Raw genomic sequence first — 22,936 nt, 5'->3', positions numbered from 1 at the left:
GAGCGCAAGTCCATGCCTGCCATTACCCTGCCCGATGGTTCCGTTCGTACGTTCGACGGTGCCACGACTGGCACGGCAGTCGCGGCTTCGATCGGTCCCGGTCTGGCGCGTGCTGCCATTGCGATGAGCCTCGATGGCAAGCTGGTCGATCTCTCGACCGAGATTGCCGAAGATGCGGTCATCCGCTTCATTACGCGCAAGGACGATATCGTTCTTGAGATGATCCGCCATGACACCGCGCATGTGCTGGCCGAGGCCGTTCAGGCGCTCTGGCCTGGCACGCAGGTGACGATCGGTCCGTCGATCAAGGACGGATTCTATTACGATTTCTTTCGCAACCAGCCTTTCACGCCTGAGGATTTCGAGGCGATCGAAGGCAAGATGCGTGAGATCATTGCGGCCAATGCGCCATTCGAGCGTGAGGAATGGGATCGTGATGCGGCCATCGCTTTCTTTGAAGAGAAGGGCGAACGTTTCAAGGCCGAGCTGATCCGTGATCTGCCCGAGAGCGAGACGATCTCGATCTATCGTCAAGGTGCCTGGCTCGATCTGTGCCGTGGCCCGCATATGCGCGGCACGGGCGATATCGGCACGGCGTTCAAGCTCATGAAGGTGGCAGGCGCCTATTGGCGTGGCGATCATCGCAACCCCATGCTGACGCGCATTTACGGCACTGCCTGGCGTGATCAGAAGGAGCTGGATGCCTATCTGCATCAGCTTGAGGAAGCCGAGAAGCGCGATCATCGTCGTATCGGGCGTGAGATGGATCTCTTCCATATCCAGGAAGAAGCTGTCGGTCAGATCTTCTGGCATGCCAAGGGCTGGCGTCTTTATACGGTGCTTCAGGATTACATGCGCCGCCTTCAGACCCGTCATGGCTATCAGGAGGTGCGCACGCCGCAGCTCGTGGATCGTGCGCTCTGGGAAGCGTCGGGCCATTGGGACAAATACCGCGAGCACATGTTCATCGCGACCGTCGAGGATGAGGATAAGACGCTTGCCCTCAAGCCGATGAACTGCCCGTGCCATGTGCAGATCTTCCGCCATGGGCTGCGCTCCTATCGCGAATTGCCGCTGCGTATGGCCGAGTTCGGGGCCTGCCATCGCTACGAGCCTTCTGGCGCGCTGCATGGCATCATGCGTGTGCGTGGTTTCACGCAGGACGATGCGCATGTGTTCTGCACTGAAGAGCAGATTGCGAGCGAGACGGCCTCTTTCGTTGCCATGCTCGATGAGGTCTATCGCGATCTGGCTTCGAGAATTTCCGCGTGAAATTCTCCGATCGCCCCGAGGCGCGCGCCGGTGACGACGCGACCTGGGACAAGGCGGAGACTGCGCTCAAGGAGGCCTGCGGTCTGGCAGGTGTCTCGTTCGAGACCAATCCGGGTGAAGGTGCCTTCTACGGGCCGAAGCTCGAATTCGTGCTGACGGATGCCATCGGTCGCGACTGGCAGTGCGGCACGCTTCAGGTAGATTACATCCTGCCCGAGCGTCTAGATGCCTCCTATATCGGCGAAGACAGCGCCCGCCATCGTCCGGTTATGCTGCATCGCGCCATTCTGGGTAGCTTCGAACGCTTCATCGGTATTTTGATCGAGCAGTTTGCAGGCAAATTCCCGCTCTGGCTGGCGCCGACCCAGGTGGTTGTGGCCAGCATCGTGACCGATGCCGAGCCGTACGCGCAGGAAGTGGCCGACAAGCTTCGCCGCGCCGGGCTTCAGGTCGAGGTCGATGGGCGTAACGAAAAGATCAACGCGAAGATTCGCGAACACTCGGTCGCCCGTGTGCCGGTGATTCTTGTCGTCGGTCGTCGCGAAGCGGAAGAAGGCAAGGTGGCGCTGCGTCGTCTTGGCGGTGCCGCTCAGGAGATCCTGGGTCTCGACGAGGCCCTGACCCAGCTGACGCAGGAGGCTCTGGCGCCGGACATGCGCCGCCTGCAGGGCTGACCTGCGACGTCTGAGCGCGCAAACCTTGCAATTCCGGTGTTTCGAGCCTATGTCGGGGCACCGGCCTTCCCGCAAACAGGACGTTCATTTCGTCACGCCAAGGTGATGAAATTTTTGGCCATCGTGCGCGTATTGAAGTGCTGACAAGAAGTTTGTTCGAAAACGTCGACAGGAGACGACCATAGCTAGACCACCGATGCAGGCCGCACCCACCCGTGAAGGGCCCCGAGTTAACGAGGAAATCCGTGTTCCTCAGGTGCGCTTGATTGACGCCGACGGCGAGATGGCTGGCGTCATGACAACGCGCGATGCTCTCGCACGCGCTTATTCGGTCGGGCTCGACCTTCTGGAGATCAGCCCCACGGCTGAGCCGCCGGTCGTCAAGATTCTCGACTACGGCAAGTTCAAATACGAGCAGCAGAAAAAGAAGAACGAAGCGCGCAAGAAGCAGAAGGTTATCGAGATCAAGGAAGTCAAGGTGCGTCCCAGCACCAATGAAAATGACTACCAGGTCAAGCTACGCGCGATGAATTCCTTTCTTGCCGAAGGCGACAAGGTCAAGGTGTCCCTGCGCTTCAAGGGGCGCGAAATGGCCCATCAGGAACTTGGCATCAAGATGCTGGAGCGTATCCGCATCGAGATGGAAGAGAAAGCCAAGGTCGAGCAGATGCCCAAGCTCGAAAACCGCCAGATGATCATGGTGCTCGCACCGCGCTGATTAGAGGCGTTATAACGACGAGGTTTTGCCTCGTCACGTGGAAACCCCGGCCTGGCCGGGGTTTTTTCGTTTCAGCCACCGGACCCGTTCATGTTTGACGGGCCTGCAGTTCTGATCGCTGATCATATCGCCCAGGAGCGCTCGGGTGTGTCTGATATGGCAGTTCTCTCTACGTCGCTGCGACCTTACTCAGGCAGGTGGAGGATGACGCTGTCTCTCTCGTGAATACATGATGCGTAAACTGCCGCAGGGCAAGAATATTGTCTGTGTTGAGTTCCCCAGAGCATGATCTTTCTCGCTCTCTTGCAATGTTGTTCGCCCGAGGAGGTGCAGGCATCCATCGCGATGAAGAGCGACGCTGATCTCATGGTGCAATCTCTCGAGTGTGTCACTGTTGTGCGCGCCACGAATCGACTGAGGCTCACAGCGAGTTTGGTTGAACGACCGGATTTCAGACACCGGAGCTGCCCTCGAAGCAAGATTACATTCAGGCTGAACGCGAGCTGACACCCTGCTGACATGATACGGCAGGCGCCCCTTATTGCTCTGGGTAGGTTACGCCTGACGTCGGCTTTATGAGGTCTTCACGTTCGTCTCACCTCATGGCGGGCTTTCATACGAAGCCGCCTGATCCGGGTTGAGACTCCCGTCGTCTCTTGCGGGTGCACGTCTGCAATAGGACGCGCAAATCGCCGTTTCTTTCCGTTTGTTGGGTTGTCATGGGGGGAATCGAAGCCGCCTCAGGGCTTGTTCTATGTCAAATAGCTTCAAAAAAATGCGAATTCTTCTTTTTCGTAACTATCTGTCAATATTTGGAAGAAAGTAATTTTATAAAGCGGTGTAGAAAAATTTATTAACCTAGATATATATATTAGAAAAATATTGACGTTTTTTATAACAGATAACGCCATATAAAAATCTGTTTCACGTATTTTGACAATATAATCATTTCTATATCGGAAATAATTGCGATTTTCATTTTTTAATCGGCATATGTCAGAAATTTTTCTTTAAGAATCCGATCCTGTGCGAAACTATCCCTCAAAATTTGGCGAATATCGTTCTTGTAATGAGATATAAATTATGATCACGTTTAGGTGATCATTTTGTATGTAAATTAAGGGATTCTAAAGACACAAAGAGCAGACTAGCGTGAGTTCAACGCGTGTATGTCACATTGGCTGATAGAAAGTCGGATTAACGATGAGCACCAGTAACCAACAGAGCCTGACTGATATCTATACTGACCCAAGTGTAGATGGGCCTAACCTCCCCATGAATACCCAGCAGGTCGTTAACGGTCGTATCATCTATAATGACGAATTGTCCGATCTTGATGGCGAAAACTCGCCCGACTGGGCTATTATCCAGTGGAATGCAGCGAGTGCGTTCGATCCGGCTGCCGGAGACGACAGCCAGGTCTGGGACAATAATTTCGGCTATTCGGTCGGTCACTGGACCCAGGGCTCATCCACGTCGACTGCTGGCAAGACGACCTATAACGTCTTCCGCGATCCTGATAATGGCCATTATGTTTATCAGCTCGCCGCGCAGGGAGGAAAGCTGCTGGACGTTCAGCTTTCTGCTACGAAAGAGGTGGATGGACAGTATTCATTCAATCATCAGATCACGGCGTCTTTCGAGCAGGGTATCAGCAACTATTCCGGGACTACCGGAACCTATCAGCCGGTATCAATTTCACGATCAATTTTCATAGTGCCACGATGAGCTTCGGCCTGTTCCTGCAGTTCGAAACCGTCGATTATAAGGGTGTTCCCCAAGCCTATGTTTCCCTACCCAAGTCTTTAGGTGGGTCGATTTACAACGTTACCGGGTCGCAGACTGCCTACATCAACCCGAACGATGCCTCAAATAATGGCGTCATGTACAAGACCACTATTGATGTGAACCAGGGGCTCATGGCCGCCATCAAGGCGATGGTCGGTCTTTACCCGAGCCTGGCAAGCCAGCTGCAGGACCTGAGTAACTGGTATTTGAGCGGGACTTATATTGGCGTCGAGTCCACCGGGACAGGACTTTCAAGTGATGTGACCGGTAATTACAACGTGGAAGATCCGACGATTACCTATGACACGAATAAAACCGTCTCATATTCCGATCAGTCAAGTACGGCGCCCATCGTCTCCATGACGCCAGCAGACGGCGCCACCAGCACAGCAACTTTATCAGAGGTCAGCATGCCCAATATCGTCGTTCAAGGTGTCAATAACACTGTCTATATCCCGTATGTTACATCTGATACTGCCGGGACGATGGCAAAGAGCTATGCGTCCAGCCTTCAGACGCTACTCACAGCTGGTTCGCTGGATAATTCGATCCTGACCCCTGGAACGAACGGGTATGTGTCTTCCCAGAAGGCGTCACAGGCAATCATTGACAAGACCGGGACTTATGGTGTCGCCGGCAATTATTCAAATATTGTCGTCGCCTCGACCAGCAGCAATACGCTCAATGGTGCCGTGACGCTCGATACCACCCAGAACACTGCCAGCTACCTCAATATTGTTTCGGGCGATCAGTATGGTTCGAACGTAAAGGTCGGCAATAACTCCGGCAGCTTTGCGGGAACGCAGGGCAATAATGTCTTCAACGCTTCCGGGTCTTCGGGCAACTGGAATATCGCCACGGGCTCCGGTGACGACACGATCTATGGTGCCAGCGGTACCAACACGATCACGGGCGGCACGGGCAATAACGTGATCTATCTCGGTGGGTCGAATAACTTCGTCACGTCGGTTGGCAAGGACACGATTTACGGGGCGTCTGGTGCGATCGACACAGTCTCCCTTCAGGGGGGCAATTCCACTGCCAACCTGAAGACCAATGCTGCCGTCATGGATTTTTCTGCGGGCAACAATATCACGATCGGCGATAACAGCTCGGTTTATGGCGGTACATCCTCTGTCGTGAATGTTAGCTCGGGCTCGGCGACGGTCACAGGCACGCAGGGCGATACCATCTCGGCAGCGGGTAACCTGCAGGTTATTCATGGCAGCAATCAGAATATCAGCGTTTCGGGTGCTCTGACGTTTATCTCGGGCACCGGCCAGACGTCGATTGCCGCAGGTTCCGGCACGATTTACGGCGCTGACGGGCTTTCGGTCACGATGAGCTCGTCCTCGCGTCTGCTCTTTACCGCCAATCAGCCCTACACCACGGGCAATCAGATGATCGATGGTCGCAATGTAGCGGGTGGGCTCTCTGCCTGGTCGGGTGCGGGGCAGCAAACCATTCTTGGCGGCACGGCTTCGGACCAGTTTTATCTGGGTACCGCCTTTACCGGTTCATCCAGCACATCGGTAGCCGCGACGGTGACGGGCGGTACGGGGGCTGGTAATCTCTTCGGCATGCTGGCTAACCACACAGCCGGTAATTTCACCATTACCGATTTCCGCGCCGCGGATAACAAGTTTTTCCTCTACAACTACAAGCCCACTGACGCGACGGCTTCTGCTCAGGCCATCTTAAATACGGCGAGCGTTTCGGGCGGCAACACCTCAGTGATGATCGACGGAACAGCAAGGTCACTTTCCTCGGTGTGACCGATCTGAAGGTTTCTGATTTCACGATCAGCTGATCCGGGCGCGCAAGAAGCTGCGTCGGGCAACATCGCGGCCTGTCCCGGCGTAAAGCGCCCGAAGGGCGGATTCCGGGCGACGAAAAAAGGGTTTCATCAGATGAGCTGCTGCCAGATCTCCTTCTTGCAGCAGCCTTGTTCGACCGCCGTTACTCCATGAAGTGACTTTCTATCCTGCGCGTCGAGACCACAGAGAAAATCCGTGCATCCCCGCAAGGAGAGCCATCAGGAAGACAAGGTTTTCACGTTGCCTGTCAGCAGGGTAGCGACGGCAGGGCCCGGGCAAAGCCCGACCATTCCCCAGCCCACTCCGAAAACCATGCTGCCGATGATGAGATGGCGATCGATTTTTTTTCTGGTCGGCATGTAAAATGCCTTGTCGAGCCAAGGCCTTGTCCGGCGTTTCTGTACCACCACGCCGATGGATGCCACCATGACAGCGCCAGCGAGCACGAATACAAGAGTGGGCTTCCAGGTTCCGGCAAAATCGAGAAACGCAAGCACGGTAGCTGGATCGATCATTTTCCCTTCGATCAGCCCAAGGCTGAAAATCACGCCGCATAAAAAGCTGGCCAGGTGGATGAGCTTCATGGCTGCGTGCTGCCTGTCAGAAGATGGGAAAGGGTGGCGGCGAGTGCTCCCATAGCGAGAAAGCCGGCTACAGCGACCAGCGAGCGTGCGGAAAGACGCGCCATACCCATAACGCCATGCCCGCTTGTGCATCCATTGCCCAGACGCGTGCCGAAGCCCACAAGAAGGCCGGAAATTGCCACGGTCAGAAAAGAGGCGTGGATTGTTATCGGGGGCTAGACGCCCCAAACCAGATGCCATAGAAGCGGCCCCGCGACGAGGCCGAGCAGGAACGCCTTGTCGGGCGACAGACGCTTTTCTGCGAATACACCGGCCACCATACCGCTGATCCCCACGCTCCGCCCGGTGAGCAGAAGATAGGTGGCGCATGAGAGGCCGATCAATAACCCGCCTGCGAGGCCCTGGAACTCGGGGTCAGACAGAGTCATGGCGGTCACTGCAATAGGTCTCATAGAGAAATCTGATCAGAGCAGCGACCTTCTGATCCGAGAGATGGTAGAAAACCGATACGCCCTGTTTGCGGCTTGCAATGACCTGCTCGGTTTTGAGTATCTTGAGATGACGGGAGAGAGCAGGCTGCCCAATGCCGAGTTCGTTTTCGATCTGCCCGACCGAGAGCTCTCGCTCTACCAGAGTGCAGGCAATGAGCAGGCGCCCTGGATGGGCGAGCGTTCTCAGAATTTCGGCCACCTCGGCCGATTTGTTTTCCATCTCTTCAGCCATGACGCTCTCATATTATCTATATATCGATAATATGATAATATCAGATTCTGACAAGCCGAATGAGAGGGGGCTGAAGCAGCGCATTCTGTCGCGAAGCAGAAGTGACCCCTCTCGCTCAAGTGCTCAGCAGCTCAATCACTTCGACGGGCGACAAACCCCATTGTGTTGAACGGTCTGGGTTGACTGCCCTGAGGGCTTGACCGGCCCGTTGGTGCCTTCTGCGGCGCCAGGAGAAAGGGGCGGTCCGTTGCCAAGCAACATGAAAACGCTTTTCCAAAATGGAGAAGCATTTGGGAGAGAGCCCGCTCTCAGATATGCGAGCGTAATCATTTTTATGTTTTTCAATGAGTTGGTGGCGGAGAGAGTGGGATTCGAACCCACGGTACGCTATTAACGTACACACGCTTTCCAAGCGTGCGCCTTAAGCCGCTCGGCCATCTCTCCAGCGCGGGCGGAACATATCAGTTTCTGTCTTGCGCGCAAGTGCCTCTGACATTTTTGATGAAGTTTCGAATCTTCTCCGGAGATTTGCATCCGGGCGCGATTTCGACCCCGGAGGAGACATCCACCGCCGGAGCCCCGCTGGCCGTGATCGCCCGGGCGATATTCTCCGGGTTCAGGCCCCCGGCTAGCATCCAGGGGGAAGGAGAATGCCAGCCTTGGAGAAGTGACCAATCGAGGCTGAGCCCATTGCCACCGGGCCGTGATGCGTTGTCGGGTGCGCGTGGCTCGACTACGTAGCCGTCAAAATCCGGTTCTTGGGGGAGGTCGCTCTGGCTTGCGACTGCGCAGGAGAGCCAGACCGGCAAGCCGAACCGGGCTTTTATGGCGCGTGCCCGCTCCGGGGTATCATAAAGTTGCAGGATGTCGAGTTTGATCGCCGAGAGCGTCTCGGCAATCTGCGCGTCGCTGGCCTTGACGAAAAGACCGACCATCTGGGGCAGCACGCCGTTGAAGGGCATGACCAGATCTGCCGCAGCCGCCGGGGTCACAAAGCGCGGGGAGCGGGCAAAGAACACGAAGCCAACCCAGTCGGCTCCGGCTTCGCAGGCAGCACTCAGCCCGTCATTGTCATTCAGGCCGCAGATCTTGACCCCTGTTTTCATGCAGAAGCAAGTTCTGCCTGGATTGAAGCTGCTGCTGCTGCTGGATCTGCCGCCTGGGTAATCGGGCGTCCGACGACAATCCAGTCTGCACCCGCCTGCGCCGCCTGTCGTGGAGTCATGATACGCTTCTGGTCGTTCGCGTCGGAGCCTGCGGGGCGTATGCCCGGCACGACCAGAACGGGCGCTTCGCCCAGCGCGTCGCGCAGAGGCGCAATTTCCTCGGCCGAGCAAACCAGCCCATCTGCCCCTGCCGTCATGGCCAGACGCCCAAGGCGCACGACCTGCTCGCGTGGTGTTGTGGGGACGCCGATTTCGTGCAGAGCGGCTTCGTCGAGGCTCGTGAGTACAGTCACGGCGAGAAGGACAGGGCGATGCAAAGGCGGATAGGCAGCGTCGATTGCCTGACGTGCCGCACGGATCATGGCAGAGCCGCCACCCGCATGGATGGTCAAAAGAGCGGCGCCGATCGGCGCGAGGCTGGTCAGTCCTTTGGCAACCGTATTGGGGATATCATGCAGTTTGAGGTCGAGAAACAGCGTGCGCTCGCCCGCCACGCTGCGCACGGCAGACAGGCCTTGGGCATAGGTGAATTCCATGCCCAGCTTGATGGCATCGACCATGCCGTCGAGTGTTCTTGCCCAGTCGCGTGCCTGGTCGAGGTCTTGTGTGTCGAGGGCGGCGATCAGACGGGTGCGCTTCATAATCTCTACCTGAACGGTCGTGGCAATGGGGAACGTGAAATCAGGGAGCGACGGGCATCGCAGCCGGCGCTTCGTACGGTGCGCGACTGGGGTCGGTAGCAAGGGTCAGGCGGTCGAGGCGCTGGTGCAGGTCGAGCACCTGGCTTTCGAGCGCACGCACCTGCTGTTCGGCCTTTCTGGCACGCGAGCGTTGCTTGACCTCACCGATGAACATCACGAAGCCGCCGAGAAGGAAGCTTGCAGCGCCAACACCAAGAACGAGCATACCAACCGAAAACTGCCAGCCATAGGAAACGACCCAAAGCGATTGTGGGTCGGGGTTGCTCAAAGCAAAAGTGATGAGAACGACAAGAAAAACGACGATAACGAGTAAGCGCACCATCGGAAAGACCTCACTTCAACGGGTTATCGGCGCAAGAATTTCGAGCCGTAGACTGATCGTATCGCCTTACCCCGGGTTCCGACACGCAGCAAGGTTTGTTGCTTTTTCTTGACGCTGGGTCGCGAGACGTGATCCGTTTATGGCTGTTCCCGACCCATGAACAGGGAAGGCGTGCCCCTCATGTCGCAGCTTCTGATGTTCCGACCGCCCTTGCCCAATGCCGACCGACTCTGGGCGGTTATCGCCTGGCAGGGGCGCCGCAGTCGCATCGCCAATGTCCATGTGAGTCATGAGGCTGCCGAGGCGGATTGTGCCTGGCGTAGTCGGCAGGTGCGTGAATACAGGCAGTTTCTGGCCTCGGAGCAGAAGGCGCCTCTGCGTTATGAAATGAGGCAGATCGCGCGGGCAGAAATACCCAAAGGCTGGTCTCCGCTGCCGGCTCTCGGCTTCTTGCGCGGGCAGGGTTTCTGACGACTGGTGACCGCCCTGTATTAAATGATGAGCGTGACCGGCGTTTTGCCTGCGTTGGCTGGCCTTGTCCGGCAAGTCATGACACAAGCATTGGCGCTGTATGCTTTCGATCAGGAAGCATTGCAATGAAAAGACATTGAGGGAACGAGATTTCATGTCGGAACAGGAAGACACGGGCACAACCAGCCGCTCGGATCGGATCGCACTGGAAACATTGCTCGTCTCCGGCACGCAATATCTGAAATCCTCCAGCATCGCGTCGGTCGGTGCGCCAGAGGTGTTCTACAATCTGCCGCCGCGCCCGCATGTCGGGCTGCGTATCGACGTCAATGCCCGCCAGCTGGGCGAGGATCAGCCTAATTTCGAGGTCAGTCTCGCCATGCAGGGCATCGGTTACCGCACGCCGCCCATGCCGGAAATGCCTGAACCGGAAATTCTCTACAGGATCGATCTGGTCTATTCGGGGCTCTTCGCGCTGCAGAATGCCCGTCAGGACATGATCGAGACGCTGTTGCTCGTTGAAGCGCCGCGGCAGCTTTTTCCGTCCGCACGTCATCTGCTTCTGAACCTGATCCGCGAGTCAGGTTTTCCGGTCGCTAATATCCAGCCAGTTGATTTCAACGCCCTCATGCAAAGTCGACGGGCACAGTCCTGACGCTTCGAGGCCGGTAAGATGACCGTTATATCAGAAACCTTGACCGCGCTCGGGCCAGATGAAGAGCGCGAGACCCATACCCCGCTCTGGGCTGTGTTCGACCCTGCCTGGTATCGGGCGCGTTATGGCCAGACCGTGATCGACATGACGGGCAGCCTGCCCGACGATCGCGGTCTTTTCGAATTCTGGCAGCGTGATGGCGCGCGCTATGCCACTCACCCAACCGGTATTTCGACGAGATCTGGTATCGGCGGGTGCATTTTGATGTCGAAAACGGCATCAGAATGGGCGTTTTTGATTCCGGTTTCCAGCATTATTGCGAGACGGGTCATCGGGGGCGCTCCTGTCACTGGCTTTTTTCGGAAAGCGAGTATTTCTGCCTCAATCCTGACCTTACGCCCGCTCTCGTGCGTGAGATGGGTTATAGTAATGGCTATGATCATTATCTGGAAAAGGGGCAACTAGAGCGACGCGTCAGCACGCCTTTCTTCGTGCCTGACATCCTGCGCGCAGCTCTGTTTCAGCAGCGTGTGCCACTCGATTCCGGGATGGGGGAATTCACCCGCCTGACCCTTTCGCAGGATCTCAACACGTTCCGATGCTCGTGGTATTTCGATCCTGTCTGGTATCTGGCGCAATATGAAGATGTCGCGGGCAAGATCGAGAGTGGCGAGTATGTATCGCCGCTCCACCACTATCTCTCGAACGAAACCCCGACGCATTACAGTCCAAATGCGATTTTCAGCGAGCGCGCATATCTCGAGCGCTATTCCGATGTGAATGATCAGGTACGCGCCCGATCGCTGCGCAACGGGTATGATCATTTTGTACGTTATGGCTTGTTTGAGGGGCGTAGTCCGGCAGAGGGCATCTCGCTGCCCCGAACGCGCCTTACGGGGCATGCTCCGACCTGGCGCGAGATTTGTAGCAACGCGTTTATAGATCTCGTCAAAACCGGGGGCGCGCCACCCGCCACGCCTCTGACAGATGCTCCCGCTCTGCGTCAGCTTGAGAATCTCCAGGCCTTGCGTGCCGAAACGCTCCTGCCTCTTCTGGCACGTACCCCTCTTGATTTTCGCTATGTGGGCACGCCCGAATTAAGTGTTGTCATTCTGGCACCGTCGCATTTTCTGGCGCTCCTCCAGACCTTGGCTTCGCTGCATGAGGGCAATCGCGGGGCGCTGCAGGTTGTTCTTCTCGACGCCGGAGCAAAGGACGAAACAGCGGAGATCGAGCGCTACGCCCATGGGGTCGAGCGTCTCCCCGTTGCGTCTGCCCGTCTGCAGGATGGCTTGCAGCGTGTTGTACCGCAGCTTGCTGCTGACCGCGTCCTGCTGATCGAGGCAGGGTGTCACCTCTTTTACGGGTCTCTCGCGAACGGCTTATCGCGTCTCGGTCAGGACGGCGTGATCGCGGTTGCCCCCCAGATCCTTGGTCATGATCTTCGTGTGATCGAGGCAGGACTCTCTGTCGCGCGCGATGGCGGTTGCCAGCCTATGGGGCGGGCATGGAAGCTTTCGCGCCGGAGGTCGATTTCGTTCGTGCCTGTGAAACCGTGGGAGGGGGTGCCCTTCTCTGTTTCACCGAAATGCTTCGCAGCCTGTCTTCAGACAGGCCGGATCTTCAGGCCCTGAGGCTTCCAGTGCCGGTTTGGGCCGCGCTCGGGTTGAGCATTCGGCAGGCTCTGCCATCCGGGCGTATCGTCTACGATCCGGGGTTCGTTCTCCGCTCGCCTGAGCGAGAGGTGGCACACCCGGCAGCTCTGTTCTGTGACGCGCTGATCCTGCGGCGCCACTTCGCCGATATTCTGCGTGGCAGTCTGCCTCAGGCACCGCAGAACGCAGAGATTTTGCATCGTTCGTCGCGTTGGGGCGAGCGGCTTCTTCTTATCGCGCGAGACGGCACTCCTGAAAAAATCTCTCGCAAGATACGCCTCGGCGCCCTGAGTGAGACACTCATAGATCTTGGGCTGCAGGTCACATTGTTTGTGCTGATCGAGGGAGAAAGGGTCGAGACCTGTCTGCGGCAGGAGATGCCGGAAGAAGTCGAATATCGTAGCGGTTCGATAGATGCCCTGGGCCGCCTCATCGAGCAGCGCGTGCGCGGGTTCGATCGAATCTGGATATGCGGTGGCCACACGCTCAATGCCGTGTTTCCTCTTCTGAGTGAAAAGGCCGGTCATCTTCCCGAAGAGCGGGTTATCCTCGATCTACGCGAAATCGAGACCTTCGAGGAGGAGAACGACCGACGTCTTTCTGGCAAAACCGTGGAGGCTGATGAAACGGAGCTTTACCGGCAGCGCTATCAGAAGAGACGACAAATGCCTGGTTCTGTCAGGATATCGTCGTTCAGAGCGAGAGGCAGGCAGCGCTTTTGCACGATGTCGGGCTCGTCGGATTGACCGTTCTGGGCGAGGCGGTGCCCGTGCAGTCGGGCCGGGACTTTGCCGAAAGGCGCGATCTGCTTTTTGCCGCACAGCCAGCAACGGCACCCGGATATACGCAGACATTTCTCAAATGGTTCGTGCGCGAGGTGTTGTTGCGTCTCGATGGTCGTCTGGCCGAGCCGGTGAGCCTGATACTGGCCAATGAGTCCCTGCAATCGCTCGATCTATCCATGATCACCCATTATCGGCGGGTTGCGCCGCTCGTGGCTGGGCAGGCGCCTTTCGCCGAACTCGCTGCTGCGTGCCGTCTCCTGATTGCGCCCGATGAACGAAGTGGTCAGATTGCGATACAGCGCATTGAGGCGGCGTCATGTGGACTGCCCTGTGTCGGGGAGGGAAACCGGCTGATGGAGCCTCTGGAAGTGCCGCTCGATGCAGGGCGGTTTGCAGACGCGATCGTCAGCCTTTATCAGGATGAAGAGACGTGGCGTCAGGCGTCAGAGGCAGCATCGCGCCAGGCAGCTGAGACGAAAGCTGTTTATCGCGAGACCCTGGCTCGCCTCGTCGGACAAAGTGTGGTGAAGGAGAGTGCGGGTGACTGAGAGCACGGAAACAGTACTGGGGCGGGTCGATCAGGATCTCGATAAAAGTCTCGAGAGGCTTTTTGCCCTGCTGCGTATCCCCAGCATTTCGGCTCAGCCCAAACATGCCGGCGATTGCCGCAAAGCTGCCGAATGGGTGCGTGACGAACTGACGGCGCTCGGTTTCGCCGCGAGCCTGCGCGAGACCCCCGGTCATCCGATGGTTGTCGGGCATGATGAGAGCCCGGCAGATGGGCTGCATGTGCTGTTCTACGGTCATTACGACGTGCAACCTACCGATCCGCGCTCTCTCTGGAAAAGCGATCCGTTCGAACCGTCGATCACGACCGAGGCAGATGGCCGCAGGATTATCGTGGCCCGTGGCGCGTCTGACGACAAAGGGCAGCTGTTGACCTTTATCGAAGCCTGCCGCGCCTGGAAGGCTGTTCACGGCACGTTGCCCGTCAGGGTCTCGATTCTCATCGAAGGGGAAGAAGAGAGTGGTGGCGCCAATCTCATGCCTTTCCTCAAGGGCAATGCGTCGGAGCTCAAGGCCGATGTGGCATTGATCTGCGATACGGGCATGCCCGACCGCAAGACGCCTGCCATCACGACGAGCCTACGCGGCCTCGTGGGAGAAGAAGTCGAGATTATCTGTGCCACGCATGACCTGCATTCGGGCATGTTCGGCAATGCGGCACGCAATCCCATCGAGCTGCTTTGCAGGGCTCTCGGTAGCGTGCGCGATGATTCCGGCCGTGTGATCCTGCCGGGGTTCTATGACAATGTCGCTGTGCCGTCCGACACGGTGCGCGCGCAGTGGCGTGCGATCTTTCCGGATGATAGCACGACGCTGGCGCCTGTTGGTCTGTCGCAGCCTGCGGGCGAGGCAGGCTTTACGGCCATCGAGCAGATCTGGGCGCGCCCGAGTTACGAAATCAACGGTATCTCCGGTGGCTACGAGGGTGACGGATTCAAGACTGTCCTCCCGGCCAAGGCCATGGCCAAAGTATCGTTCCGCCTCGTGCCGGGGCAGGATCCCGAAGCCATTCGTGCCGCCTTTCGCGCTCATATCCGTGCCGTTCTGCCGTCCGATGCCAAGGTAAGCTTTACCGAACACGGTGCATCGACCGGGTTTGCCGTGCCGGAAAACGGTCCCCTGCTACGTACCGCCCTTGACGCGTTGGGCGAAGAATGGGGTGTGCCAGCCGTTTCTATCGGTTGTGGCGGGTCGATACCGGTCGTGGCTGAGGTAAAGGAGGCGCTCGATATGGACTCGCTTCTGGTCGGTTTCGCGCAGGATGACGACCGCATCCACTCGCCCAACGAGCAATATGGCGTGGAGTCCTTTCATAAGGGAATTCGCTCGTGGGTGCGTATTCTCGACGCGTTCGCCCGCCGGTAAGTTCCGGTCTTAAAACGTATGAGAGGCGCCATGCTGCCTGCACTCACCATGGGCGATCCCTCCGGAATCGGCCCTGAACTGACGGTTCTGGCCTGGAAAGCCCTGCGTGAGCGGGGCGAGGCCTTTTTGTGGGTTGGTGACCCGGCACTCCTGGCGCCGCATGTGCCGGTGCAGATTGTGGAGACTGCCCGGCAGGCGCAAGCCGCGTTTGGCGCGGCCTTGCCTGTTATGCCTCTCACTTTACCTGTCTCCGTCGTGCCGGGTCAGCCGGACGGGGCAGTGGCTGCGTCGGTTATCGCCTCTATCGAGACCGCGACGCGACTGGCTCTCGCCGGGGAGGTGTCGGCGGTCGTAACCAATCCCATAAGCAAGATCGTTCTCAAGGAAGCCGGCTTCGGTTTCCCCGGTCATACGGAGTTCCTGGCGTCGCTTTGCGGTGTGCTGGGCGAGGAGATCATGATGCTCGCCTCGCCGCGGCTGCGCGTGGTGCCTGTTACGGTGCATGTGAGCTTGCGTGAGGCGCTGGATACGCTGTCTACCGGCCGGATCGTCAAGGTTGGCCGCGCTCTGGCTCTGGCCCTTCGACGCGATTTCGGCCTTGCCGCACCGCGTATCGCTGTAGCGGGACTTAATCCTCATGCGGGTGAAGGAGGCGTGCTGGGTTTGGAAGAACGTGATGTGATCCAGCCAGCGATCGATGCGCTGCGCGAGGAAGGGATTGACGTTACGGGTCCCTATCCTCCCGATACGTTGTTCACCGATCTTGCGCGTCCGCTCTATGATGCCGCTCTGTGCATGTATCACGATCAGGCGCTCATCCCGCTGAAGACATTGGATATGGCGACCGGGGTGAACGTGACACTCGGCCTGCCGATCGTCCGTACGTCGCCCGATCATGGCACGGCTTTTTCGATTGCAGGCAAGGGTGTTGCCGATCCAGCCAGCCTGCTCGCCGCGATGAGCATGGCGCGGGAACTGGGCGCGCAGCGCGCCATGAGTGAGGGAAAATCATCATGATCCGACTGGGCGTCAACATTGATCATGTCGCGACAGTGCGCAATGCGCGCGGTGGCACTCACCCTGACCCTGTAGCGGCAGCCCTTCTGGCAGCGAGCCATGGTGCCGATGGCATCACAGCTCATCTGCGCGAAGACAGGCGTCATATACGCGATGTGGATATGACGCGCCTGCGCGAGGAGCTTTCGGTACCCCTGAATTTTGAGATGGCGGCAACCGAAGAGATGGTGGCCAAGGCCTGTGCGCTACGCCCCCATGCATGTTGCCTTGTGCCGGAGCGGCGTGAAGAAGTGACGACTGAGGGGGGGCTCGATGTTCTGGGTCAGCAAGCCGATCTGCAAGGGAAGATCATGCGGCTGAGAGAGGCCGGTATCCGCGTTTCACTGTTCGTCGATCCTGACCCTGCTCAGATCGAGGCCTCCGCGCGTGCAGGTGGGCAGGTTGTAGAGTTGCATACGGGCGCCTACGCCCACAACCCAGACGAGACAGAACTGTCGCGCCTGTACGAGGGCGCCAGAGCCGCAGAAGCGCAGGGGCTCGAGCTTCATGCGGGCCATGGGCTGACCTTTGCAAATGTGGGACGCGTCGCTGGGCTGCCCGGATTGAGAGAACTCAATATTGGGCATTTTCTGATCGGTGAAGCCATTTTCCTCGGCCTCCCGATGGCGATCTCGCGCATGAAGCAGGAGATCGCTACCGGCGCTGTTCAGGGCCTTGGGACGATAACCGGCTTGGTGTTGTCGATGTAATTGGGCACGGCCTCGCCGGACTGCTTGTTATAGGTTGCAGCCGTGCTCTGGTTGGGCGCACGTGGAGAATGAAAAGCGGAAACAGGGCCGAATGGCCCGCCACTGACCTTGCGCATGCTGGCCTCGGGCTGGCGGGCGCAGCCGCGGGTGATGATCGAGCAGATGCCGTCAGATCCGATGATCTCGTCATCATCGCCCGCGTAATGCACTTCAGAAACGCGCTCATGATCGAGGCGAATGACTGCCGTGCAAGTCGTACCTGCACCTCCGAGCGTGACCTGGGTCATGTTCAGGATCTGCTGCACCGGAATGATGGTTGAGTCGCTGGCAGTCGGCAGGTTCATCTTCGCCGTATACTGATAGATCTGGGTCGTGTCGTTGAGCACTTTGGTAGAACTCGGAAGGCCGGCACAGGCCTGCAGATCGTTCGATGTCATACCGATCATTGCAATTTGTGCCCGGTGGGCTTCGCGAGAGTCGAAATAGCCGCAGCCAGAGAGGCTCAGAAGCGCCAGCGCCCGGAGCGATACGCAGGGTGGAAGCCAAAGAATGTCCTCGACAGGATTGAAGTGTCACAGATTCGTGAGTGCGAATTTATGACAAAAACTGTCTGAGGGCGAGGAAGTTCTCCGCGTCCAATGTAAAAGATCGTCTGGATGTCAGGAACGTAACCGGAGCGCCTTGAGGCAATCCTCGCGTTGCAGGGCATAGACGATGTCATGCGTGGCCAGAAGAGCGGGTTGAAGCTGGTGTTTCCAACGGGCTTCGCCTGCGCCACAGATGGCCCGCCCCGAATACGGGCTGTGCGATACGGGTGACAGGGCTGCAAGGCCAGCCAGCGTGTCTCTTTGCAGACGTTCTCTCAATGCCTGCTGCATGGCGGATTTCTCATGTTTGGGCGTGTAGTCGAGCAACGCGCGCAACGTTGCCGAACTCAGGGCCGGATCGTTGGTGGCGACATCGCTGGCGACACGCGCCCAGTTATGGTCGAGCGTCAGGCGCCACGCCACAGCGCGTGGCCCGTCGCTTGAAATCTGACGGGAGAGGGCGACGCTGAAATGCGACGGCGCCGCCGCTGCAAAAGCGGCCTCTATCGGTGCCGCGACGAGAACGGCAAGGGCTATGAAAAAGCGAAGCATGTTTCTCCCTCGGGCAAGATTTCTGACGATCGAAGGGTGCGGAGAAATCATGGCAGCAGAATGGCCGGTTTTTTACGAAAATCTCAGGGGTTCTAAAGGAGGTTTCACAGGGCAGAAGGATGCTCTAAAGATCGCACCAGCTGTTAAAACCCAGGAGTGATCATGGCTGCTATCTCTGCTTCGGAGCTGACGCGTCTGCAAACGACGCTGCGTCGCTTGCTTGGCTCGCCCAAACTGACCGTCAACCCGCCTGCGCGCGCAGGCCACACAGTCGAACTGGCTGTCAATGACGAGCTGATCGGCACCGTTCATCGCGACGATGACGAGGGTGAAGTTTCCTACGCCATCCATATCACGGTGCTTGAGGAAGATCTCCCCCCGGCCTGATATGTCAGCGGCAATGGCGTCTTTTGCGTCGGTCTTCACTGACTGATGCGATGACGTTACGCTGCTGCTTGCTGCGGGATTGAAATCCGTTCGCTTCTCGTGCGCCTGCGCGGCGACAGGAGCGGGAGCGATTGAAGCGCCGTCATGGCAATCGTGACTTCGGGCGCTCGCAAAAGCGCCGGAGAGCGACCGGCATGACCAGGAAAGGCGCCTCGATGAGCAAGGCCCCGAATATCAAGACCCCTGCCAAACAGGGTACCAAAGTTGCCACCGCCAGAAATGCCAGCAGGAAGGCGCCTTCCGTCGAGGCTCCCGACAGGGCCGCGGCGACAGAAAAACGCAAGACTGTTGCGGTTATCATCCCGTTTTATAACGGCTCACGCTATATCGAGCGTGCGATACGCAGTGTTCTGGCCCAGACAGTCACGGCAGACGAGTTTCTCATCGTCGATGACGGGTCCACAGCAGAGGAGTCCTCCCGATTGCGGGCAATCGCTGCCCGGTATGACGTGAAAGTGCAGCGCAAGGAGAATGGCGGGCAGGGCAGCGCCCGAAATCTCGGCGTGTCCCTGACGAAATCAGCTTATCTCTGCTTTCTCGATCAGGATGATTTTTTCCTCAAAAATCATATCGAGCTGCTTTTGGGGCAAATCCCTGAAAGCGATCCGCATTTCGGCTGGGCCTATGGCGAGTTGATGGAGGCGGATGAAGACGGCCATATCGTCGCGACCTCGATTGCCTCCCGCTACAGCAAGCATCCGAAATATTCGATTGAGGATCTGCTCGAGCGCGACATGCACATCCTGCCTTCAGCGTCGATCATCGGGCGTGAGGCGTTCGAGACTGTTGACGGCTTCGATCCGCAATTCATGGGCTATGAGGATGATGATCTCTTCCTGAGGATTTTCCGCGCCGGCTTTACGAACACTTTTTTTTCCAAAGGCCGTGACAGTCTGGTGCATCAACAAGAACAGCACGTCCTACAGCATTCGCATGAGCCGTAGCCGGATGCTGTATATCCGCAAGCTTTGTCAGCTTTTTGCGTCAGATCCCGAGCGGCGCAGCGTGTATGTGCGCGACCTTATTTTTCCCCGGTTCTGCAATCTGATTGCCGGTGAGGCGTTCAAGTCGATCTATTTTGCGCGCTATGAGCATGAAATCAGAATGGCGCAGCATCGCGATGAGCTGGTCGATATGCTCGACGAGTTTGCAGGTCTTATGGCCGCCAATACGCGGTTGCGTATCGAAGATAGGGCCAAACTCAGAATCTTCCGGCTTTGTCTCCGCCCGAAATCGCGCAGGATGCTGGTCGTGCCTTATGGCGTCGCCAGAGTGCTGCGTAAATTCGGCCTGGGGTTCGCGCGCCGCCGGCGCTGAAAGCGGTGCGCCTGTTTCCCGACGGGCGTCAGACCGATCTGGGAAGATCGAAACCGGTGATCTTCCAGCGCCATTGTTCGAATTTCATATGAACGATGGTCGGCTTCTGACCGGGCATTGTCACCAGTCCGGCCTCGAAACGCAGTGGCGAAACGAAATGCGCTGAGATGCGGTCATAAAGCTGCCTGATGCTGAAAGACGGGGTCGCACGGGGTGCGTTGACCATCTGCGACGCTACGGTCATCAGCAGTTCCGGGGTGAGCCGCGTATCGATGGCGTGGGAGACGGCGTTGCTGGCGAAGGAGGAACCGAAATCGGGCAGATCGTCTGCTGCTGGTGGCGGACCGATCAGCGCGTCGATGGCTTCTGCCTTGAGGTTGGTGCTCAGAGCGCTCCAGTCGATATGCTGCGAGAGAGTGATGGCATCATGGCTGCGGAGCGCCGAAGAAAGCGACCAGAGCGCGAGGTAGGGGGAAAGCGCATAGATGCATGCCAGCGCAACGAACACGGCGCCCAGAACATGGGGCATGCGCTTGATCGAGGGCCATGTCAGTCGCTCCGAGAACGCTGCAACTTCGTAGGGAACTCCGGCGGGGTCTCTCATGGCATTTCTCTGTACTGGCAAAAGGGACATGAACGCGCGACATCGAGCGTCTTTATCGATCAAGCCGGCAACAAGCGTCGTTCCGGATGGCTGAAGCCTCTGTTTTCTTCGGTGAACAGGACTATGTTATGGGATCGGGCAGGGTTTTGTCATCTAAATCCTGAGAGCCAACGAAGTTTTCTTCGAGAACCGGATTTTCTCTTCATAATGTCGCCCAATTCTCCTGATCTGACCTTCACCGATGACGCCCTGACGCGCTATTCACGGCATATATTGCTGCCTGAAATAGGGGCTCTTGGGCAGGCTCGGCTTCGCGAATCGTCTGTGCTGATCATCGGCGCCGGCGGACTTGGCAGCCCGCTGGCTCTCTATCTAGCAGCAGCTGGAATTGGTCGGATCGGGATCGTGGATGACGATCATGTCGAGCTGAGCAATCTGCAGCGCCAGATCCTGTTCGAGACGGATGATATTGGTCAGGGCAAGGCCGCACGGGCATCATCGCGCCTTGCGGCGCTCAACCCCGACATCGAGATCATTACGCATTCGCTCAGGGTAAGCGAAGACAATCTGCCTGCGCTTGTTGAGTCGTACGATCTTGTCTGCGATGGCAGCGATAATTTCTCGACACGCTACGCCGTGGCCGATTGCTGCTGGGCGCAGGGAAAGACGCTTGTTTCCGGGGCTGTGCAACGTTTCGAAGGAACGCTGTCGACTTTTGTGCCTGGCGCCGGGCGCCCCTGCTATCGCTGTCTGACGCCCGACGCCAATGAGAATGAAACCCTGAGCTGTGGTCAGGCAGGAATTTTCGGTGCCGTTACCGGTGTGATCGGTTCGCTGATGGCGACCGAGGCGCTCAAGGAGCTGCTGTCTTTGGGGCAGGGATTGAGCGGACGGGTGCTGGTCTGGAGCGCACTTGCCGCGTCGTTCCGCAGTTTCGAGCTGCCACCAGACCCTGAATGTGTCTGTTGCAGCATAAAGGACTGAAGATGCGTGTCATGGGGATCATTCTGGCCGACCGCTCTTTCGAGCGGGCTCATCACGCTTTTGTGCTTGCTGCCGGTGCGCTTGCTCTGGGGCGCGAGGTCGTTCTGTTTGCAGGTGGTCTGAGTGTTGAGGCGCTGCGTCAGGACTGGTCTGGTCTTGAGGGGGCAGCGCTCGATATCCGCTTTCAGGAGAGCGGGGTAGCCGGGTTCGAAACCCTGCGTTCCGCCATTTTCGAACTCGGAGGTGAGGTTCTCGCCTGCGAGGCCGGGATGAAGGCCGCCGGGCTGACCGTTGCGGATCTCTGCGTAGGCAGCCGCCCTTGCGGGGTCACCAGCTTTCTGGAAAGAACAGCCGACGCTCAGATTTTGAGCCTGTAACGCGGTCGCCCTCTTGCCCGAAGCGCCACAACTTGGCACCCATGCACCCATGAAGACATTACGCATCGTCTACGGCATCGGGCTGACGATTCTGCTGCCGTTCGGCGCGCTGGCAGAAGCTGCGCCACAGACGACAAAACACGCCGCGCATCATCATAAGCATGCTGCCAGTCAGGTCGCGGCCGGTGGCAAGACGAAGACGCCTTCAGAAGGCGCTGCCCATCACAAGAAAGCGAAGGGAACGGGCAAGAAGCACAGACCCGCTCACGCGACCGACGAGGCACGTGCGGCAAAGCCTCATTCTGGCTCGCGTCGTCATGCCCGTACGGCGGTTGCTGCCACGGGTGTCGCGGCGGGTGCAGCTGCCATTGCTGCCACGCCGCCGCCGCCTTCTGCCGATGAGGCCGCAGCAGCGGCTGCGGCGACCGACGCGCCGTCGCAGGACAAGGGCACCAATACCGGTCTGCCTCTGCCACGTTATGCCGCCATGCGCGCCGACAAGGTGTTCATGCGCAAGGGGCCAGGCCAGCGCTATCCGATCGAATGGGTCTATCATCGCCGCGGTCTGCCCGTAGAGGTCGAGCGTGAGTTCGATGTCTGGCGTCTGATAGAGGACTCGGATGGCATGAAAGGCTGGGTGCATCAGGCAACGCTGGTGGGCCAGCGTACTTTTGTCATTCCCGGCCAGGCACCCGAGGGTCATGCTGCCGCCGTGGGTGAGGCTTCGGCGAAGTCGGGCGATGTTATCGGCAAGGCGGATGCCCGGGTGCTGGGCTATGTGCCCGGCGAAAGCGAGGCGCGCCAGCGCCAGGGCGATACGCTGCTTTATAGCCAGTCGGACGAGAACAGCGCTGTCGTTGCCGTTCTGCAGCCAGGGACCGTCGGCACGCTCAAGCTGTGTCCGCAGGGGTCGTCATGGTGCAAGGTGGTGGTCAAGGGCTATACGGGATGGCTCCCGAGACGTGTGTTCTGGGGGCTGTTGCCAGGAGAGACGCTTCAGCCTAGCTGAGGCTATGATATGCAACGTGCAGCAATTGGA

28 protein-coding genes, 1 tRNA gene and 1 pseudogene are annotated in these 22,936 nt (G+C 58.2%); 18 read left to right on the top strand and 12 right to left on the bottom strand.

The window, feature by feature from the left end; all coding sequences use genetic code 11:
• The first annotated feature begins 12 nt into the window (after nucleotides 1-12).
• The 4 genes and pseudogenes from thrS (at nucleotide 13) to JCM25414_RS19280 (ending at nucleotide 6,227) form a co-directional block, all read left to right on the top strand.
• A pseudogene (thrS, locus tag JCM25414_RS19285) lies at nucleotides 13-1,946 on the top strand (threonine--tRNA ligase).
• Nucleotides 1,947-2,142: 196 nt separating this feature from the next.
• Entirely contained in the window at nucleotides 2,143-2,664 is a 522-nt protein-coding gene (infC, locus tag JCM25414_RS10635) for a translation initiation factor IF-3 (RefSeq protein ID WP_025841637.1), read from the top strand.
• Nucleotides 2,665-3,867: 1,203 nt separating this feature from the next.
• The gene (locus JCM25414_RS10625; RefSeq protein WP_148301054.1) at nucleotides 3,868-4,392 is read left to right on the top strand and encodes a hypothetical protein; all 525 of its coding nucleotides are present in this window, start codon (nucleotides 3,868-3,870) and stop codon (nucleotides 4,390-4,392) included.
• Nucleotides 4,389-6,227, top strand: coding sequence for a beta strand repeat-containing protein (locus JCM25414_RS19280; protein WP_051535828.1), 1,839 nt, complete (start codon nucleotides 4,389-4,391; stop codon nucleotides 6,225-6,227). Before JCM25414_RS10625 ends, JCM25414_RS19280 begins: the two co-directional genes overlap by 4 nt.
• Before the next feature lie 260 nt (nucleotides 6,228-6,487).
• Here JCM25414_RS19280 and JCM25414_RS19275 read toward each other — a convergent pair whose 3' ends face one another.
• From JCM25414_RS19275 to JCM25414_RS10585, 8 genes are all read right to left on the bottom strand, one after another.
• Nucleotides 6,488-6,853 (bottom strand): DUF6691 family protein, encoded by a 366-nt coding sequence (locus JCM25414_RS19275; protein ID WP_199897622.1) that lies wholly within the window; start codon nucleotides 6,851-6,853, stop codon nucleotides 6,488-6,490.
• Nucleotides 6,850-7,041 carry a YeeE/YedE family protein gene (locus tag JCM25414_RS25060; RefSeq protein WP_408734889.1) on the bottom strand — a complete coding sequence of 64 codons (192 nt, stop codon included), beginning with the start codon at nucleotides 7,039-7,041 and terminating at the stop codon, nucleotides 6,850-6,852. The genes JCM25414_RS19275 and JCM25414_RS25060 overlap by 4 nt, the downstream gene beginning before the upstream one ends.
• Before the next feature lie 27 nt (nucleotides 7,042-7,068).
• Nucleotides 7,069-7,281, bottom strand: a complete 213-nt coding sequence (locus JCM25414_RS25055) for a hypothetical protein (protein WP_242403503.1) — start codon at nucleotides 7,279-7,281, stop codon at nucleotides 7,069-7,071.
• A complete protein-coding gene (locus JCM25414_RS10605) occupies nucleotides 7,268-7,576 on the bottom strand; it encodes an ArsR/SmtB family transcription factor (protein ID WP_025841634.1) in 309 nt (102 codons plus the stop codon). The genes JCM25414_RS25055 and JCM25414_RS10605 overlap by 14 nt, the downstream gene beginning before the upstream one ends.
• Nucleotides 7,577-7,929: 353 nt before the next feature.
• Nucleotides 7,930-8,020: transfer RNA gene (locus JCM25414_RS10600), tRNA-Ser, on the bottom strand.
• A gap of 17 nt (nucleotides 8,021-8,037) precedes the next feature.
• Nucleotides 8,038-8,682, bottom strand: coding sequence for a phosphoribosylanthranilate isomerase (locus JCM25414_RS10595; RefSeq protein ID WP_025841633.1), 645 nt, complete (start codon nucleotides 8,680-8,682; stop codon nucleotides 8,038-8,040).
• Nucleotides 8,679-9,383: an orotidine-5'-phosphate decarboxylase gene (pyrF, locus tag JCM25414_RS10590; protein ID WP_035443193.1), complete on the bottom strand. Its 705-nt coding sequence runs from the start codon at nucleotides 9,381-9,383 to the stop codon at nucleotides 8,679-8,681. The genes JCM25414_RS10595 and pyrF overlap by 4 nt, the downstream gene beginning before the upstream one ends.
• Nucleotides 9,384-9,423: 40 nt before the next feature.
• Nucleotides 9,424-9,765: a LapA family protein gene (locus JCM25414_RS10585; RefSeq protein WP_025841631.1), complete on the bottom strand. Its 342-nt coding sequence runs from the start codon at nucleotides 9,763-9,765 to the stop codon at nucleotides 9,424-9,426.
• Between the two features lie 180 nt (nucleotides 9,766-9,945).
• Between JCM25414_RS10585 and JCM25414_RS10580 the strand changes: the two genes are divergently transcribed.
• Both JCM25414_RS10580 and JCM25414_RS10575 read left to right on the top strand, forming a co-directional pair.
• Nucleotides 9,946-10,236, top strand: coding sequence for an endonuclease/exonuclease/phosphatase family protein (locus JCM25414_RS10580; RefSeq protein WP_025841630.1), 291 nt, complete (start codon nucleotides 9,946-9,948; stop codon nucleotides 10,234-10,236).
• A 154-nt stretch (nucleotides 10,237-10,390) separates the two neighbouring features.
• The gene (locus tag JCM25414_RS10575) at nucleotides 10,391-10,891 is read left to right on the top strand and encodes a protein-export chaperone SecB (RefSeq protein WP_025841629.1); all 501 of its coding nucleotides are present in this window, start codon (nucleotides 10,391-10,393) and stop codon (nucleotides 10,889-10,891) included.
• A 30-nt stretch (nucleotides 10,892-10,921) separates the two neighbouring features.
• On the opposite strand, the gene JCM25414_RS10570 is transcribed toward JCM25414_RS10575, so the two are convergent.
• A complete protein-coding gene (locus tag JCM25414_RS10570; protein WP_025841628.1) occupies nucleotides 10,922-11,110 on the bottom strand; it encodes a hypothetical protein in 189 nt (62 codons plus the stop codon).
• 65 nt (nucleotides 11,111-11,175) lie between these two features.
• On the opposite strand from JCM25414_RS10570, the gene JCM25414_RS10565 reads away from it, so the two are divergent.
• Genes JCM25414_RS10565 through JCM25414_RS10540 form a run of 6 tightly spaced genes read left to right on the top strand, consistent with a single transcriptional unit; the run spans nucleotide 11,176 to nucleotide 17,029 of the window.
• Nucleotides 11,176-12,525: a hypothetical protein gene (locus tag JCM25414_RS10565; RefSeq protein WP_148301052.1), complete on the top strand. Its 1,350-nt coding sequence runs from the start codon at nucleotides 11,176-11,178 to the stop codon at nucleotides 12,523-12,525.
• A gap of 8 nt (nucleotides 12,526-12,533) precedes the next feature.
• A complete protein-coding gene (locus JCM25414_RS10560; protein WP_148301051.1) occupies nucleotides 12,534-13,292 on the top strand; it encodes a hypothetical protein in 759 nt (252 codons plus the stop codon).
• Complete coding sequence (locus JCM25414_RS10555; RefSeq protein WP_025841625.1) at nucleotides 13,265-13,879, top strand: glycosyltransferase family 1 protein; 615 nt, start codon at nucleotides 13,265-13,267, stop codon at nucleotides 13,877-13,879. Before JCM25414_RS10560 ends, JCM25414_RS10555 begins: the two co-directional genes overlap by 28 nt.
• Complete coding sequence (locus JCM25414_RS10550; protein WP_025841624.1) at nucleotides 13,872-15,263, top strand: M20/M25/M40 family metallo-hydrolase; 1,392 nt, start codon at nucleotides 13,872-13,874, stop codon at nucleotides 15,261-15,263. Before JCM25414_RS10555 ends, JCM25414_RS10550 begins: the two co-directional genes overlap by 8 nt.
• 30 nt (nucleotides 15,264-15,293) lie before the next feature.
• A complete protein-coding gene (pdxA, locus tag JCM25414_RS10545) occupies nucleotides 15,294-16,280 on the top strand; it encodes a 4-hydroxythreonine-4-phosphate dehydrogenase PdxA (RefSeq protein WP_408734887.1) in 987 nt (328 codons plus the stop codon).
• A complete protein-coding gene (locus JCM25414_RS10540; RefSeq protein WP_051535827.1) occupies nucleotides 16,277-17,029 on the top strand; it encodes a pyridoxine 5'-phosphate synthase in 753 nt (250 codons plus the stop codon). Before pdxA ends, JCM25414_RS10540 begins: the two co-directional genes overlap by 4 nt.
• Here JCM25414_RS10540 and JCM25414_RS10535 read toward each other — a convergent pair.
• Both JCM25414_RS10535 and JCM25414_RS21820 read right to left on the bottom strand, forming a co-directional pair.
• On the bottom strand, nucleotides 16,987-17,475 hold the full coding sequence (locus tag JCM25414_RS10535; RefSeq protein ID WP_025841621.1) for a hypothetical protein: 489 nt from the start codon (nucleotides 17,473-17,475) through the stop codon (nucleotides 16,987-16,989). The genes JCM25414_RS10540 and JCM25414_RS10535 overlap by 43 nt on opposite strands.
• 213 nt (nucleotides 17,476-17,688) lie before the next feature.
• Nucleotides 17,689-18,168, bottom strand: coding sequence for a hypothetical protein (locus JCM25414_RS21820; RefSeq protein WP_025841620.1), 480 nt, complete (start codon nucleotides 18,166-18,168; stop codon nucleotides 17,689-17,691).
• A gap of 162 nt (nucleotides 18,169-18,330) precedes the next feature.
• On the opposite strand from JCM25414_RS21820, the gene JCM25414_RS10520 reads away from it, so the two are divergent.
• The 3 genes from JCM25414_RS10520 (at nucleotide 18,331) to JCM25414_RS23755 (ending at nucleotide 19,932) form a co-directional block, all read left to right on the top strand.
• Nucleotides 18,331-18,555, top strand: coding sequence for a DUF3126 family protein (locus tag JCM25414_RS10520; protein ID WP_025841619.1), 225 nt, complete (start codon nucleotides 18,331-18,333; stop codon nucleotides 18,553-18,555).
• A 215-nt stretch (nucleotides 18,556-18,770) separates the two neighbouring features.
• Nucleotides 18,771-19,559 carry a glycosyltransferase family 2 protein gene (locus JCM25414_RS19260; RefSeq protein ID WP_199897621.1) on the top strand — a complete coding sequence of 263 codons (789 nt, stop codon included), beginning with the start codon at nucleotides 18,771-18,773 and terminating at the stop codon, nucleotides 19,557-19,559.
• Nucleotides 19,549-19,932 (top strand): hypothetical protein, encoded by a 384-nt coding sequence (locus JCM25414_RS23755; RefSeq protein ID WP_199897620.1) that lies wholly within the window; start codon nucleotides 19,549-19,551, stop codon nucleotides 19,930-19,932. The genes JCM25414_RS19260 and JCM25414_RS23755 overlap by 11 nt, the downstream gene beginning before the upstream one ends.
• Before the next feature lie 28 nt (nucleotides 19,933-19,960).
• Here the strand turns inward: JCM25414_RS23755 and JCM25414_RS10510 are convergent, their stop codons facing one another.
• Nucleotides 19,961-20,536, bottom strand: a complete 576-nt coding sequence (locus JCM25414_RS10510; protein ID WP_025841618.1) for a DUF2939 domain-containing protein — start codon at nucleotides 20,534-20,536, stop codon at nucleotides 19,961-19,963.
• Nucleotides 20,537-20,743: 207 nt separating this feature from the next.
• Here JCM25414_RS10510 and JCM25414_RS10505 point away from each other — a divergent pair, with 207 nt between their 5' ends.
• From JCM25414_RS10505 to JCM25414_RS10495, 3 genes are read left to right on the top strand one after another with little or no spacing between them, the layout of a single operon-like run.
• Nucleotides 20,744-21,520: a HesA/MoeB/ThiF family protein gene (locus JCM25414_RS10505; protein ID WP_035443189.1), complete on the top strand. Its 777-nt coding sequence runs from the start codon at nucleotides 20,744-20,746 to the stop codon at nucleotides 21,518-21,520.
• A 2-nt stretch (nucleotides 21,521-21,522) separates the two neighbouring features.
• Nucleotides 21,523-21,897 (top strand): hypothetical protein, encoded by a 375-nt coding sequence (locus tag JCM25414_RS10500; RefSeq protein WP_025841616.1) that lies wholly within the window; start codon nucleotides 21,523-21,525, stop codon nucleotides 21,895-21,897.
• Nucleotides 21,898-21,946: 49 nt separating this feature from the next.
• The gene (locus JCM25414_RS10495) at nucleotides 21,947-22,906 is read left to right on the top strand and encodes an SH3 domain-containing protein (protein ID WP_025841615.1); all 960 of its coding nucleotides are present in this window, start codon (nucleotides 21,947-21,949) and stop codon (nucleotides 22,904-22,906) included.
• Nucleotides 22,907-22,936 lie beyond the last annotated feature (30 nt).

The sequence above is a fragment of the Asaia platycodi JCM 25414 genome (genome assembly GCF_000614545.1).
GTDB classification, from domain to species: Bacteria; Pseudomonadota; Alphaproteobacteria; order Acetobacterales; family Acetobacteraceae; genus Asaia; species Asaia platycodi.
Note: the sequence above shows the minus strand (reverse complement) of the source record. Positions and strands in the feature narration are given on the sequence as shown.